The organism is Streptomyces sp. NBC_00104 (assembly GCF_045160825.1).
GTDB lineage: Bacteria > Actinomycetota > Actinomycetes > Streptomycetales > Streptomycetaceae > Streptomyces.
On the sequence record NZ_CP108215.1, the window covers coordinates 7927903 to 7942012 of the forward strand.

At 70.2% G+C, this 14110-nt stretch carries 13 protein-coding genes; 11 read left to right on the forward strand and 2 right to left on the reverse strand.

Features of this window, described 5'->3' with window-relative positions:
• The first annotated feature begins 122 nt into the window (after window positions 1–122).
• The 8 genes from recG (at window position 123) to mutM (ending at window position 7696) form a co-directional block, all read left to right on the forward strand.
• The gene (recG, locus tag OG272_RS34945; protein ID WP_326576877.1) at window positions 123–2330 is read left to right on the forward strand and encodes an ATP-dependent DNA helicase RecG; all 2208 of its coding nucleotides are present in this window, start codon (window positions 123–125) and stop codon (window positions 2328–2330) included.
• A gap of 156 nt (window positions 2331–2486) precedes the next feature.
• The gene (gene rsmD, locus OG272_RS34950; protein ID WP_326585606.1) at window positions 2487–3113 is read left to right on the forward strand and encodes a 16S rRNA (guanine(966)-N(2))-methyltransferase RsmD; all 627 of its coding nucleotides are present in this window, start codon (window positions 2487–2489) and stop codon (window positions 3111–3113) included.
• Window positions 3114–3139: 26 nt separating this feature from the next.
• A complete protein-coding gene (coaD, locus tag OG272_RS34955; protein WP_327727649.1) occupies window positions 3140–3619 on the forward strand; it encodes a pantetheine-phosphate adenylyltransferase in 480 nt (159 codons plus the stop codon).
• Between the two features lie 89 nt (window positions 3620–3708).
• Complete coding sequence (locus OG272_RS34960; RefSeq protein ID WP_327732112.1) at window positions 3709–4812, forward strand: ATP synthase F0 subunit B; 1104 nt, start codon at window positions 3709–3711, stop codon at window positions 4810–4812.
• Between the two features lie 126 nt (window positions 4813–4938).
• Window positions 4939–5583 carry a YceD family protein gene (locus OG272_RS34965; RefSeq protein WP_326585604.1) on the forward strand — a complete coding sequence of 215 codons (645 nt, stop codon included), beginning with the start codon at window positions 4939–4941 and terminating at the stop codon, window positions 5581–5583.
• Window positions 5584–5585: 2 nt separating this feature from the next.
• Window positions 5586–5759 carry a 50S ribosomal protein L32 gene (gene rpmF, locus OG272_RS34970; RefSeq protein ID WP_007493396.1) on the forward strand — a complete coding sequence of 58 codons (174 nt, stop codon included), beginning with the start codon at window positions 5586–5588 and terminating at the stop codon, window positions 5757–5759.
• Window positions 5760–5778: 19 nt separating this feature from the next.
• Window positions 5779–6594: a ribonuclease III gene (rnc, locus tag OG272_RS34975; RefSeq protein WP_405895478.1), complete on the forward strand. Its 816-nt coding sequence runs from the start codon at window positions 5779–5781 to the stop codon at window positions 6592–6594.
• A 241-nt stretch (window positions 6595–6835) separates the two neighbouring features.
• The gene (gene mutM, locus OG272_RS34980) at window positions 6836–7696 is read left to right on the forward strand and encodes a bifunctional DNA-formamidopyrimidine glycosylase/DNA-(apurinic or apyrimidinic site) lyase (RefSeq protein ID WP_326576847.1); all 861 of its coding nucleotides are present in this window, start codon (window positions 6836–6838) and stop codon (window positions 7694–7696) included.
• On the opposite strand, the gene OG272_RS34985 is transcribed toward mutM, so the two are convergent.
• Both OG272_RS34985 and OG272_RS34990 read right to left on the reverse strand, forming a co-directional pair.
• Window positions 7669–8109 (reverse strand): helix-turn-helix domain-containing protein, encoded by a 441-nt coding sequence (locus tag OG272_RS34985; RefSeq protein WP_326576845.1) that lies wholly within the window; start codon window positions 8107–8109, stop codon window positions 7669–7671. The two genes, mutM and OG272_RS34985, sit on opposite strands and share 28 nt — an antisense overlap.
• Window positions 8110–8200: 91 nt before the next feature.
• Window positions 8201–9181 (reverse strand): CAP domain-containing protein, encoded by a 981-nt coding sequence (locus OG272_RS34990; RefSeq protein ID WP_326576843.1) that lies wholly within the window; start codon window positions 9179–9181, stop codon window positions 8201–8203.
• 189 nt (window positions 9182–9370) lie between these two features.
• On the opposite strand from OG272_RS34990, the gene OG272_RS34995 reads away from it, so the two are divergent.
• The 3 genes from OG272_RS34995 (at window position 9371) to smc (ending at window position 14104) form a co-directional block, all read left to right on the forward strand.
• Window positions 9371–9652 (forward strand): acylphosphatase, encoded by a 282-nt coding sequence (locus OG272_RS34995; RefSeq protein ID WP_327727647.1) that lies wholly within the window; start codon window positions 9371–9373, stop codon window positions 9650–9652.
• 401 nt (window positions 9653–10053) lie between these two features.
• On the forward strand, window positions 10054–10254 hold the full coding sequence (locus OG272_RS35000) for a hypothetical protein (protein ID WP_005479841.1): 201 nt from the start codon (window positions 10054–10056) through the stop codon (window positions 10252–10254).
• A gap of 223 nt (window positions 10255–10477) precedes the next feature.
• Window positions 10478–14104, forward strand: a complete 3627-nt coding sequence (gene smc, locus OG272_RS35005; RefSeq protein ID WP_327727646.1) for a chromosome segregation protein SMC — start codon at window positions 10478–10480, stop codon at window positions 14102–14104.
• The last annotated feature ends 6 nt before the right edge of the window (window positions 14105–14110 follow it).

The window sequence follows — 14110 nt, forward strand, 5'->3', positions numbered from 1 at the left end:
ACGGGAGGCGGTACGGACCCTGACACAGCCGGGCCCGGGAGTGCGTCATCCTAGGCGCGAACGACCCGTCTGACCAGCGGATTTCAAGGACGTATACGGGATTGTCAGTGCCGTGGTGTGCAATGGATCCCGTGCCCGCGCTCGAAGAACCGCTCAAGAACACGCTCGGCGCCGCCACCGCGAAGGTGATGGCCGAGCACCTCGGCCTGCACACCGTCGGTGACCTGCTGCACCACTATCCCCGCAGGTACGAGGAGCGCGGCCAGCTCACCCACCTCGCCGACCTCCCGATGGACGAGCACGTCACGGTGGTCGCCCAGGTCGCCGACGCCCGCCTGCACACCTTCGCCTCCGCCAAGGCCCCCCGGGGCAAGGGCCAGCGCCTCGAAGTCACCATCACCGACGGCAGCGGCCGCCTCCAGCTCGTCTTCTTCGGCCACGGCGTGCACAAACCCCACAAGGACCTCCTCCCCGGCACCCGCGCCCTCTTCGCCGGCAAGGTCTCCGTCTTCAACCGCCGACTCCAACTGGCCCACCCGGCCTACGAGTTGCTGCGCGGCGAGGAGGTCACGGAGACCGTCGACAGCTGGGCCGGCGCCCTCATCCCGATGTACCCGGCCACCGCCAAGCTGGAGTCCTGGAAGATCGCCAAGGCCGTCCAGACGGTCCTCCCGAGCGCACAGGAAGCCGTCGACCCCCTCCCCGACTCCCTTCGCGAGGGCCGAGGCCTGGCCACCCTCCCCGAAGCCCTCCTGAAGATCCACCGCCCGCACACCAAGGCGGACATCGAGTCCGCCCGCGACCGCCTCAAATGGGACGAGGCCTTCGTCCTCCAGGTCGCCCTCGCCCGCCGCCGCCACGCCGACGCCCAACTGCCCGCCGTCGCCCGCCGCCCCGCCCCCGAAGGCCTCCTCACCACCTTCGACGCCCGCCTCCCCTTCACCCTCACCGACGGCCAGCGCAAGGTCTCCAAGGAGATCTTCGACGACCTGGCCACCGAGCATCCGATGCACCGGCTGCTCCAGGGCGAGGTGGGTTCCGGGAAGACGATGGTGGCCCTCCGCGCCATGCTCGCCGTCGTCGACGCCGGCGGGCAGGCGGCCATGCTGGCGCCCACCGAGGTGCTCGCCCAGCAGCACCACCGGTCGGTGACCGAGATGATGGGCGAGCTGGCCGAGGGCGGGATGCTCGGCGGGGCCGAGCACGCCACCAAGGTGGTGCTGCTCACCGGGTCGATGGGTGCCGCGGGCCGCAGGCAGGCGTTGCTGGACCTGGTCACCGGCGAGGCCGGCATCGTCATCGGCACGCACGCGCTGATCGAGGACAAGGTGCAGTTCCACGACCTGGGCCTGGTCGTCGTGGACGAGCAGCACCGCTTCGGCGTCGAACAGCGCGACGCCCTGCGTGGCAAGGGCAAACAGCCGCCCCACCTCCTCGTCATGACGGCCACCCCCATCCCGCGCACGGTCGCCATGACCGTCTTCGGCGACCTGGAGACCTCGGTCCTCGACCAACTCCCCGCCGGCCGCTCGCCCATCGCCAGCCATGTCGTCCCGGCCGCCGACAAGCCCCACTTCCTCGCCCGCACCTGGGAACGCGTCCGCGAGGAGGTGGAGAACGGCCACCAGGCGTACGTCGTCTGCCCGCGCATCGGGGACGAGGAGGACGACCCGAAGAAGCCCGGCAGGAAGTCCCCCGAGGACGAGGCCGAGAAGCGCCCGCCGCTCGCCGTCCTCGCCGTCGCCGACCAGCTCGCCAAGGGCCCCCTCCAGGGCCTGAAGGTCGAGGTTTTGCACGGCCGTATGCATCCCGACGACAAGGACGCGGTCATGCGCCGCTTCGCCGCCGGCGAGACCCATGTCCTGGTCGCCACCACGGTCATCGAGGTTGGCGTGAACGTCCCGAACGCCACCGCCATGGTGATCATGGACGCCGACCGCTTCGGCGTCTCCCAGCTCCACCAGCTCCGCGGCCGGGTGGGCCGGGGCTCCGCCGCCGGTCTCTGCCTCCTGGTCACCGAGATGCCCGAGGCGAGCGCGGCCCGCCAGCGCCTCAACGCCGTCGCCGCCACGCTCGACGGCTTCGAACTCTCCCGCATCGACCTCGAACAACGCCGCGAGGGCGACGTCCTCGGCCAGGCCCAGTCCGGCGCCCGCACCAGCCTCCGCATGCTCGCCGTCATCGACGACGAGGAGATCATCGCGGAGGCGAGGCAGGAGGCGGCGGCCGTGGTGGCCGCCGACCCGGACCTGAAGAGCCTCCCGGGCCTGCGCACAGCCCTGGACGCCCTCCTGGACGAGGAGCGGGAGCAGTACCTGGACAAGGGCTGAGGACCGGTGCGCCCCGAAGGGGCGCGGGGAACTGCGCGACCAGCCACGACGGACCCGCAGTCGCCCATGCTGATCAGGAGGCACCCCACCAGGCGAATCCTCCGCTGACCCGCAGCCGTCCACGGCAGAACGCACCCCTCACCTCCGACTGCCAGACTGGACCCACAGCCGCCCCTCCTCCACCAAGGACGCAAGATGACCCGCGTGATCGCCGGCGCAGCCGGCGGACGCCGCCTGGCCGTCCCGCCAGGGACAGGCACCCGCCCCACCTCCGACCGCGCACGCGAAGGCCTCTTCTCCACCTGGCAGTCCCTCCTCGGCGGCCCCCTGGACGGCGAACGCGTCCTGGACCTGTACGCGGGATCGGGCGCGGTCGGCCTGGAGGCCCTCTCCCGGGGCGCCGCCCACACCCTCCTCGTCGAGGCCGACGCCCGCGCCGCCCGGACGGTCCGCGACAACGTCAGATCGCTCGGCCTCCCCGGCGCCGAGGTGAGGTCGGGCAAAGCGGAGCAGATCGTCCAGGGCCCGGCGCCGGACGAGCCGTACGACCTCGTCTTCCTGGACCCCCCGTACGCCGTCTCGGACGACGATCTTCGCGAGATCCTGCTCACACTCCGTACCGGGGGCTGGCTCGGCGAGGAAGCTCTCGTCACCGTGGAGCGCAGCACCAGAGGCGGTGAATTCGCCTGGCCGACCGGTTTCGAAGCCATCAGGGCCCGTCGCTACGGCGAGGGAACGTTTTGGTACGGTCGCGCCGCCTCTACGTGCGAAGACGCACGATGACCGGACCGGAGAGCGAGGGATCCCAAGTGCGCCGTGCCGTCTGTCCCGGGTCGTTCGACCCCATCACCAACGGACATCTCGACATCATTGGCCGCGCCTCCAAGTTGTACGACGAGGTCTATGTCGCGGTGATGATCAACAAGTCGAAGAAGGGCCTCTTCGAGGTCGAGGAGCGGATCGAGCTGATCCGCCAGGTCACCACCGAGTACGGGAACGTACGGGTGGAGGCCTTCCACGGCCTGCTCGTCGACTTCTGCAAGCAGCGCGACATCCCGGCCATCGTCAAGGGCCTGCGCGCGGTCAGCGACTTCGACTACGAGCTGCAGATGGCCCAGATGAACATCGGCCTCTCGGGCGTGGAGACCCTTTTTGTCCCCACCAACCCCACCTACAGCTTCCTGTCGTCCTCCCTGGTCAAGGAGGTCGCGACCTGGGGCGGCGATGTCTCCCACCTGGTGCCCCCGCTCGTCCTCGAAGCGCTGGGCGAGCGACTGAAGCACGACTGAGCGGACGAACGTCCCCCGCTGGCCGTACAGTCGACCCGACCGTCTCCAACCCGGCTGTAGAGAGTGGCGAGCACACGGTGGACCACACGGTGGACGTGCAGAAGAAGCTCGACGAGATCGTCTCGGTGGTCTCCGGCGCCCGATCCATGCCCATGTCGGCCTCGTGCGTGGTCAACCGCGCCGAACTGCTCTCCCTGCTCGACGAGCTGCGTGCGGCCCTGCCCGACTCGCTCGCCCAGGCGCGGGAGCTGATCGGCGACCGCGACACCATGGTCGAGCGGGCCCGCCAGGAGGCCGAGCGGATCATCGAGAACGCGCACGCCGAGCGCGGCTCCCTGATCTCCGACACCGAGGTCGCCCGCCGCTCCCAGAACGAGGCCGACCGCATCCTGGGCGAGGCCCGCCAGGAGGCCGAGGAGGTCCGCGCGGAGGCCGACGACTACGTCGACTCCAAGCTCGCCAACTTCGAGGTCGTCCTCACCAAGACCCTCGGTTCGGTGGGACGGGGCCGCGAGAAGCTCCTCGGTACAGGCCCCGGCCTCGACGGGCAGGGCTACGTGGACCCTGAAGAAGACGACGCCCCCGAGCGCAGCCACGACCCGGAGCAGCTCCGCCGTGACGCCGACGCCTACGTGGACGCCAAGCTCGGTGCCTTCGAGGCGGTCCTCGCCAAGACCCTGGACGCCGTCGGCCGCGGCCGGCAGAAGCTCCACGGCCGTATCGCCACCGACGACCTCGGCGCCCTCGCCCTGAACGACGACGGCACCTCCCCGCGGCCCACCAGCGACGCCGACTACCTGGCCGGGCTGGCCGACCTCTCGGACACCCCCGCGCAGCAGTCCCCCTCCGTGCCGGCGCACCAGTCGTACGGACAGCAGCAGGACACCTACGCGGCGACGGCGTACCAGCAGGACCCCTACGGCGGCTACCAGCAGCAGTACACCCAGCCCCAGCAGGCCGCCGACCCCTACGGCTACCAGCAGGCCGACCCGTACGCGGCCGGCTACCCGCAGCAGCCGGCGTACGACACGAACCAGGGACACCAGGACCCGCAGGGGCACCAGGATCACCAGGATCAGCAGGGGCAACAGGGGTACGCGCAGCCGCAGGCGAACACCCTCGACGAGACCAGCCTCTTCGACACCACCATGATCACGGCGGAGCAGTTGCGCCGCTACGAGCAGGGTCGCTGACAGCGGATTGGGCCGAAAGCGAATGGTCCAGTATCCTGGCTCTTCGGTCGCGTGTACGTCCGCGATCAACGCTGCCCGGGAAACATCGAAGGGTGGCGTCCTCAAGCTTCAAGATCGAAAGCAGGAATGGCCCTGAACGCCCGCCTCGACCACCGCAACCCTCTCGTGTTCGACACACACGAGCTGGGGCGGCGTCCTGGCGCGCTGCAGCGCCTGACCCGTGAGATCGACGCTCCGAAGGATCTCGGGATCCAGGGAGTGATCGGGGTGCCGGAAGGCGCCCCGGTGGAGCTCGAACTCCGCCTGGAGTCGGTCATGGAAGGTGTGCTTGTCACAGGCACCGCCCGTGCACGGGCCAAGGGGGAGTGCGTAAGGTGTCTGGAGCCGCTGGAGCTGGAGCTCGAAGCGGACTTCCAGGAGATGTTCTCGTACCCTGACGCCGACGACCGGGGCCGCCCCAAAGCGGAGCCGGCCGACGACGCCGAGGAAGACGAGGACAGGCTCTTCATCGAGGACGGCCTGTTCGACCTCGAACCCGTGCTGCGTGATGCGGTGGTGCTCGCACTGCCGATGCAGCCGGTGTGCCAGGACGACTGCCCCGGTCTGTGCTCCGAGTGCGGAGCGCGGCTGGCGGACGACCCGGACCACCACCACGACGCCCTCGACATCCGTTGGGCGGCACTGCAGGGACTCGCCGGTTCACTCGAAGACGGCGAGAAGGACGAGATGAGCGGCGCCGAAGCCGGTGTCGACGAGAAGCAGGAGAAGTAGCCGTGGCTGTTCCGAAGCGGAAGATGTCGCGCAGCAACACGCGCCACCGCCGGTCGCAGTGGAAGGCTGCGGTCCCCACCCTGGTTGCGTGCGAGCGCTGCCACGAGCCCAAGCTGCAGCACATCGCGTGCCCGTCTTGCGGCACCTACAACAAGCGCCAGGTCCTCGAGGTCTGAGCGGCTGGTGAGAGGCTCTATGTCTGACGCCAAGGCGGAGACCAACGCCAAGAAAAAGGCGGAGAACACAGCCTCGCCCCACACGCTTCTGGAAGGGCGGCTCGGCTACCAGCTCGAGTCCGCCCTTCTGGTGCGTGCGCTGACCCACCGTTCGTACGCGTACGAGAACGGCGGCCTGCCCACCAACGAGCGCCTGGAGTTCCTCGGGGACTCCGTCCTCGGCCTCGTGGTCACGGACACGCTGTACCGCACCCACCCCGACCTGCCCGAAGGCCAACTGGCCAAGCTGCGGGCCGCGGTGGTCAATTCTCGTGCGCTGGCGGAGGTGGGCCGCGGGCTCGACCTCGGCTCCTTCATCCGGCTCGGCCGTGGTGAAGAGGGCACAGGTGGCCGGGACAAGGCATCCATCCTCGCCGACACCCTCGAAGCGGTGATCGGTGCGGTCTATCTCGACCAGGGACTCGATTCGGCGGCGGAGCTGGTGCACCGCCTGTTCGATCCGCTGATCGAGAAGTCCTCGAACCTCGGAGCCGGCCTGGACTGGAAGACCAGTCTCCAGGAGCTCACCGCGACCGAGGGGCTCGGCGTGCCCGAGTACCTGGTCACGGAGACCGGCCCCGACCATGAGAAGACCTTCACCGCTGCCGCCCGCGTCGGAGGCGTCTCGTACGGCACCGGCACCGGCCGCAGCAAGAAGGAAGCGGAGCAGCAGGCGGCCGAGTCGGCCTGGCTTGCGATCCGCGCCGCGGCGGACGAGCGGGCGAAGGCGGCGGCGGAAGCCGCGGTCCTGCCCGACGAGTCCGCCGAGACTCCTTCGGACACTGCCCCGGCCTGAGGTCTTGCCGGGGGCTGCCGCCCCCAGACCCCTGCCCGGGGGTGAGGGGGCGGCTGCGGTGAGTGGGTACGTGCAGGTCGGTTCGCGGTTGCTCACGCAGTTCCCCGCGCCCCTCAAAACCTGGGGGCGCCCCCCTGATCTTTTAGGGGCGCGGGGAGCTGCGCGAGCAACCACAACCCACCCGCAGCCGCCCCACGACATCACCCCCCACCCCTCTCGCGCTCACCCTCCGGAGGACCCCGTGCCCGAACTCCCCGAGGTCGAGGTCGTACGACGGGGTCTCGCACGCTGGGTGGCCCACCGCACCGTCGCCGACGTAGAGGTGCTGCACCCCCGGGCGATCCGCCGGCACCTGGCCGGCCCCGAGGACTTCGCGCACCGGCTGAAGGGCCACCTCATCGGAGAGCCCAGCCGACGCGGCAAGTACCTGTGGCTGCCCGTGGAGGACACCGGCATCGCCGTGCTCGCCCACCTCGGCATGAGCGGCCAACTGCTCGTGCAGCCGCACGACGCGGTGGACGAGAAACACCTCAGGATCCGCGTCCGCTTCGCCGACGACCTGCGCACCGAACTCCGCTTCGTGGACCAACGCACCTTCGGTGGACTGTCGTTGCACGACACCACCCCCGACGGCCTGCCGGACGTCATCGCGCACATCGCCCGCGACCCCCTCGACCCGCTGTTCGACGCCGAGGCCTTCCACCAGGCGCTGCGACGGAAGCGTACGACCGTCAAACGGGCCCTGCTCGACCAGTCGTTGATCAGCGGGGTCGGCAACATCTATGCCGACGAGGCCCTTTGGCGGGCGAGGATCCACTACGAGCGCCCCACCGCCGGGTTCACCCGCCCCCGCACCACCGAACTCCTGGGCCACGTACGGGACGTGATGAACGCGGCCCTCGCGGTGGGCGGCACGAGCTTCGACAGCCTCTACGTCAACGTGAACGGCGAGTCGGGGTACTTCGACCGATCGCTCGACGCGTACGGCCGTGAGGGGCTGCCCTGCCGCCGCTGTGCCACGCCGATGCGGCGGCGGCCCTGGATGAACCGGTCCAGCTACTTCTGCCCGACGTGTCAGCGGGCGCCGCGCGTCTCGTCGTAACGCTCGCGGGCCCGGAGGACGTCCTCCATGCGGTCCTCCACACAGGTGATGAGGGACAGCAGGCGCTCGGAGACCTCGCGGCCGAGCGGGGTGAGGGTGTAGTCGACGCGGGGCGGGTTGGTGGGCTGGGCCTCGCGGTGCACCAGACCGTCGCGCTCCAGGGCGTGCAGGGTCTGGGAGAGCATCTTCTCGCTGACCCCGTCGACGCGACGGCGCAGCTCGTTGAAGCGGAGCGACCCCTCGTGCAGCGCACCCATCGTGAGCACCCCCCAGCGGCCCGTGACGTGCTCCAGGGTGCCCCTCGACGGACAGTTCTTGGCGAACACGTCGAAGGGCAGATCGGCGAGGTTCCCGACGTCCGCGCCCGCGGCGGCCTGCGCGGGCGTCACGGCGGTCTGCGCGGCTGATTCCATACGTCGAGGATACTCCGGCGCAGCGCTAACTAGAAGGTTGCACTAACTCCTGGTTAGCGGGAGCTCGGAGGGCACCTGACGGCGGACGGGCCTAGTAGCCGAAGTCCTGCGTCCACCACGGTCCGCCGTCGCCCAGGTGGACGCCGACGCCGAGGGTCTTGAAGTCGCAGTTCAGGATGTTCGCCTTGTGGCCGGGGCTGCTCATCCAGGCCTCCATGACCGCCTCGGCGGTGGCCTGGCCGCGGGCTATGTTCTCGCCGCCGAGGCCGGTGATCCCGAGGGCGGCCGCGCGGTCCCACGGGTCGGCGCCGTCGGGGTCGGTGTGGTCGAAGTAGCCGCGGAGGGCCATGTCCTTGCTGAAGATCTCGGCCAGCTTCGCCAGGTCGCTGTTGGCCGCCACCGGGCTGCAGCCCGCCTTGGCCCGCTCCTCGTTGACCAGCAGAAGGACCGCCGCCTCGGCCTGGGTCTCCGCGGAGACCTCCACCGGGGACGTGGTCTTCTTGTCCTTCCCCTTCTCCTTGGTGGGCTCGGCGGACGGCTTCTTGGTCTTCTTCGAGCCGGTGTCCTTGCCCGCCTCTTCGGAGGGCTTCTTCTCGGACGGCTTCTTCGAGGGGGCCGGGGTGTTCGACGGCGAGGCCTCGCGCTCGGCGTCACGGCTGGTGGACTCGTCCTCGCGCTGCTCCTGCGCGGCGCCGTCCGTACCGCCCTGCTGGGCCGCCGCACCGGTGGGTGAGCCGGCCGGCACCACCGTCTCGTTGCTGCTGCCCCCGCTGACCGTGTACGTGTCGCCACCCGGCAGCACCCCGGTGGCCACCGCGACGGTGCCGAGGGCGACGGCGGCGGAGACACCGAGCAGACCGGTCTTGACGGGGGTGACGGCCCTCTTCTTGCGGCGGCGGGACCCGCCGCCCCGCGACGCGGCCTGGGCGTCGGCTTCCAGGACCGCGGCGAACCCGTACAGGTTCTCCGGACCGTAGTGCGGCTCTTCGGAGGTGAAGCCCGTGTCGGTGACCCCGGCGGCGCGGCCCCCCCTGGCGGCGCGGCCGGCGGCGGAGCGTCGGTGGCGTCCCATGTCTTGGCCTTCCTCGTCCTTGCGTGTCCTGAGGTCAACGTTGGGGATCTCGTCAACGTTGTGATCGTCGTCTTCACGAATCTCACACGAAGGAGTGAGTTTCATATGAGATTCATTGGGTGGGGACGGTACAGCATGGCGCCAGGGGAGGGAGAGACCCAGGAGACATTGGCCCGTTAGCGTGCAGTCATGAGCGAGGATGTACGGCTGGCCGCCTGGGTGCGTGGACGGGTGCAAGGTGTGGGTTTCCGCTGGTTCACCCGGGCCAGGGCGCTGGAGATCGGCGGGCTGAGTGGTTTTGCTCTCAATTTGGCCGACGGACGGGTCCAGGTCGTCGCCGAGGGCCCCCGTGAGGCGTGCCAGGGGCTCCTGGAGTGGCTTGAGAGTGACGACACGCCCGGGCGCGTGGACGGTGTCACCGAGATCTGGGACACACCGCGAGGGGGGTACGACGGCTTCGCCATCCGCTGACCCCCTTCTGTAGGGCGGGCCGGGCGCGGGCGGAGGGGTGCGCCACCGGCATATGCCAGGAGCATGCACAAAACAGAAATGTGCAGGTGATTGCCAAGACGCACTTGTCATGGCAGGCTCCGAAGGAAGGATGATCCCCTCGCTCCGCCGGCCAGGAGAGGTCCCTGAATCGCCGCAGCGTCGCCCGCTCAGGGCCGCGCGGAACCGGGGTGCCCGCCGATACGGGGCGTGATCGTGTTGACCGTCAAACTTTTTGGTGAGACGCTAAAAGCAACCCCGCGCACCTTAGCTGTTTGGCATGAGAACGGCAGCAAAAACTCAACAGTGCCAAGCATCGCGGGTGCGATTCCCTCACGACCCACACCGCTTCGGTCGGTCATCAGTGTGGAGGACCATCCATCATGGCAAAGGCGCTTCTCGGTTACGTCGGCGGCTCCGATCCGCGACTCCTCGCCGAGATGCGACGGCTCCAGCAGCGCGTCCAGGACCTGGAATCCGAGCTCGGACGAATCCAGGCGGAGAACGACGCGCTGACGGCTGCCGCTTCTCACGACTCGCTCATGGAGCTCGACGCACGCCAGGCGGAGCCTGCGCTCACCTGATCACTGCATCGCACCACAACAGACAGCAGTGGTTGGGCTGCCCGTATCAACCGCTAAGTTGTCAGATCTGCAAGGGACGCCTTCTCTAGAGGCGTCCCTTCTTTCTTTCCCCCGAACCCCCGTGCTCCCTCACTCTCCCTAACGTCTGATGTGCCCTGCACGTTCATGTGCGAAACCGCGCGTTCATGGAGTGGGACAAGGCCGGAAGGTAGAGTCCAGCGCCGTGCACCTCAAGGCCCTGACCCTCCGTGGTTTCAAATCGTTCGCCTCGGCGACCACGCTCCGGTTCGAGCCGGGCATCACGTGCGTCGTCGGACCGAACGGTTCGGGCAAGTCCAACGTCGTGGACGCGCTCAGCTGGGTCATGGGCGAGCAGGGCGCGAAGTCGCTGCGCGGCGGCAAGATGGAGGACGTCATCTTCGCCGGCACCACCGGGCGGCCCCCGCTCGGCCGCGCCGAGGTGTCCCTGACCATCGACAACTCCGACGGGGCCCTCCCCATCGAGTACTCCGAGGTCACGATCACGCGGATCATGTTCCGCAACGGCGGCAGCGAGTACCAGATCAACGGCGACACCTGCCGCCTCCTCGACATCCAGGACCTGCTCTCCGACTCCGGCATCGGCCGCGAGATGCACGTCATCGTCGGCCAGGGCCAGCTCGACTCCGTCCTGCACGCCGACCCCATGGGCCGCCGCGCCTTCATCGAAGAGGCCGCCGGTGTGCTCAAGCACCGCAAGCGCAAGGAGAAGGCGCTCCGGAAACTGGACGCCATGCAGGCCAACCTGGCCCGCGTCCAGGACCTCACCGACGAGCTCCGTCGTCAGCTCAAGCCCCTCGGCCGCCAGGCCGCCGTCGCCCGCCGGGCCGCCGTCATCCAGGCCGACCTGCGCGACGCGCGCCTGAGACTGCTGGCCGACGATCTCGTACGACTCCACGCGGCGCTCCGCACCGAGGTCGCCGACGAGGCCGCGCTCAAGCAGCGCAAGGAGGCCGCCGAGGCCGAGCTGAAGAAGGCGCTCCAGCGGGAGGCACATCTGGAGGGCGAGGTACGACGGCTGAACCCGCGCCTGCAGCGGGCCCAGGAGACCTGGTACGAGCTCTCGCAACTCGCCGAACGGGTACGCGGCACGATCTCCCTGGCCGACGCCCGGGTCAAGAGCGCCACCTCCGCGCCTCCCGAGGAGCGGCGCGGCCGCGACCCGGAGGACATGGAGCGCGAGGCCGCCCGTATCCGGGAACAGGAGGCCGAGCTCGAAGCGGCCCTCGAGGCGGCCGAGCACGCACTGGAGGACACGGTCGAGCACCGCGCCGAGCTGGAGCGCGAACTGTTGGTCGAGGAACGCCGGCTGAAGGACGTCGCCCGCTCCATCGCAGACCGCCGCGAAAGCCTCGCGCGCCTCAACGGCCAGGTCAACGCGGCCCGCTCCCGCGCGGCCTCCGCCCAGGCGGAGATCGACCGTCTCGCCGCCGCCCGCGACGAGGCGCGGGAACGTGCCGTCACCGCGCAGGAGGAGTACGAGGCGCTGAAGGCCGAGGTCGACGGTCTCGACGCCGACGACTCCGAACTGGCCGAGCGGCACGACGCCGCGAAGCGCGCCCTGGCCGAGGCCGAGTCCGCCCTCACGGTCGCCCGCGAGGCCACCACCACCGCCGAACGCCGCCGCGCCGCCACCCAGGCCCGCCACGAAGCCCTCGCCCTGGGCCTGCGCCGCAAGGACGGGACGGGCGCGCTGCTCGGTGCGAAGGACAAGCTCGGTGGGTTGCTGGGTCCGGCCGCCGAACTGCTGACGGTGACCCCGGGCCACGAGGTCGCCCTCGCGGCGGCCTTCGGCGCGGCGGCCGACGCGATCGCGGTGACCACCCCCGCCTCGGCCGCCGAGGCGATCCGACTGCTGCGCAAGCAGGACGCGGGCCGGGCGGCGCTGCTGCTGGCGGGGGCGCCGGAGGACCTGCCACCAACGGCGGCGTCCCGAAGGGGCGCGGGGAACGGCGAGACCAGCCACGACGAACCCGCGGACGGACGACCGCCCCTCCCCGCGGCCCCCGCCGGGCACTTCGCCGCCGACCTGGTCCGTGGCCCCTCCGACCTCATGCCGGCCGTACGCCGACTTCTCCACCGAGTCGTCGTGGTCGACACCCTCGAAGACGCCGAGGACCTCGTCTACGCGCGCCCCGATCTCACCGCCGTCACCGCCGAAGGCGACCTGCTGGGGGCGCACTTCGCGCACGGCGGTTCGGCCGGGGCGCCGAGTCTGCTGGAGGTGCAGGCGTCCGTCGACGAGGCGGCGGCCGAGCTGGAGGAGCTGGCCGTACGGTGTGAGGAGTTGGCCGAGGCCCAGGAGAACGCGGTCGAGCTGCGCCGGGAACGGGCCGGACTCGTGGAGGAGCTGGGGGAGCGGCGCCGGGCGGCCGAGCGGGAGAAGTCCGCGGTCGCCCAGCAGCTCGGGCGGCTGGCCGGGCAGGCGAGGGGCGCCGCAGGGGAGGCCGAGCGGTCCACGGCCGCCGCCGCCCGCGCTCAGGAGGCGCTCGACAAGGCCGTCCAGGAAGCCGAGGAGCTGGCCGAACGGCTCGCGGTGGCCGAGGAGATGCCCGTCGAGGAGGAGCCGGACACCTCCGTACGGGATCGGCTCGCGGCGGACGGGGCCAACGCGCGGCAGACCGAGATGGAGGCCCGGCTCCAGGTGCGGACGCACGAGGAGCGGGTCAAGGGGCTCGCGGGGCGTGCGGATTCCCTCGACCGGGCCGCGCGCGCCGAGCGCGAGGCGCGGGCGCGGGCCGAGCAGCGCAGGGCGCGGTTGCGGCACGAGGCGGCCGTCGCCGAGGCCGTGGCGTCCGGCGCCCGGCAGCTGCTGCGCCATGTGGAGGTCTCCCTCGCCCGCGCGGAGGAGGAACGCACCGCTGCCGACGCCGCCAAGGCGCGCCGGGAGCAGGAACTCGGCCAGGCCCGTAACGAGGGGCGTGATCTCAAGGCCGAGCTGGACAAACTGACCGACTCCGTCCACCGGGGCGAGGTGCTCGGGGCCGAGAAGCGGATGCGGATCGAGCAGCTGGAGACCAAGGCGCTGGAGGAACTGGGCGTCGAACCGGAAGGGCTGATCGCGGAGTACGGGCCCGATCAGCTCGTACCGCCGTCGCCACCGGCCGAGGGGGAGGAGCTGCCGGACGATCCGGAGCACCCCCGCAACCAGCCGAAGACGTTCCACCGTGCCGAGCAGGAGAAGCGGCTCAAGGCGGCCGAGCGGGCGTACCAGCAGCTCGGCAAGGTCAACCCGCTGGCGTTGGAGGAGTTCGCGGCCCTGGAGGAGCGGCACAAGTTCCTCAGCGAGCAGCTGGAGGACCTGAAGAAGACCCGCGCCGATCTGCTCCAGGTGGTGAAGGAGGTCGACGAGCGGGTCGAGCAGGTCTTCACCGAGGCCTACTGGGACACCGCACGGGAGTTCGAGGGAGTCTTCGGTCGGCTGTTTCCCGGCGGTGAGGGGCGGTTGATCCTCACCGACCCGGACAACATGCTCACCACCGGCGTCGACGTCGAGGCCCGTCCGCCGGGCAAGAAGGTCAAGCGGCTGTCGCTGCTCTCGGGCGGCGAGCGGTCACTGACCGCAGTCGCCATGCTCGTGTCGATCTTCAAAGCGCGGCCCAGCCCGTTCTATGTGATGGACGAGGTCGAGGCGGCGCTCGACGACACCAACCTGCAGCGGCTGATCCGGATCATGCAGGAGCTGCAGGAGGCGTCGCAGCTGATCGTGATCACCCATCAGAAGCGGACGATGGAAGTCGCCGACGCGCTGTACGGCGTGTCCATGCAGGGCGACGGCGTGTCGAAGGTCATCAGCCAGAGATTGCGTTAGTCGTTT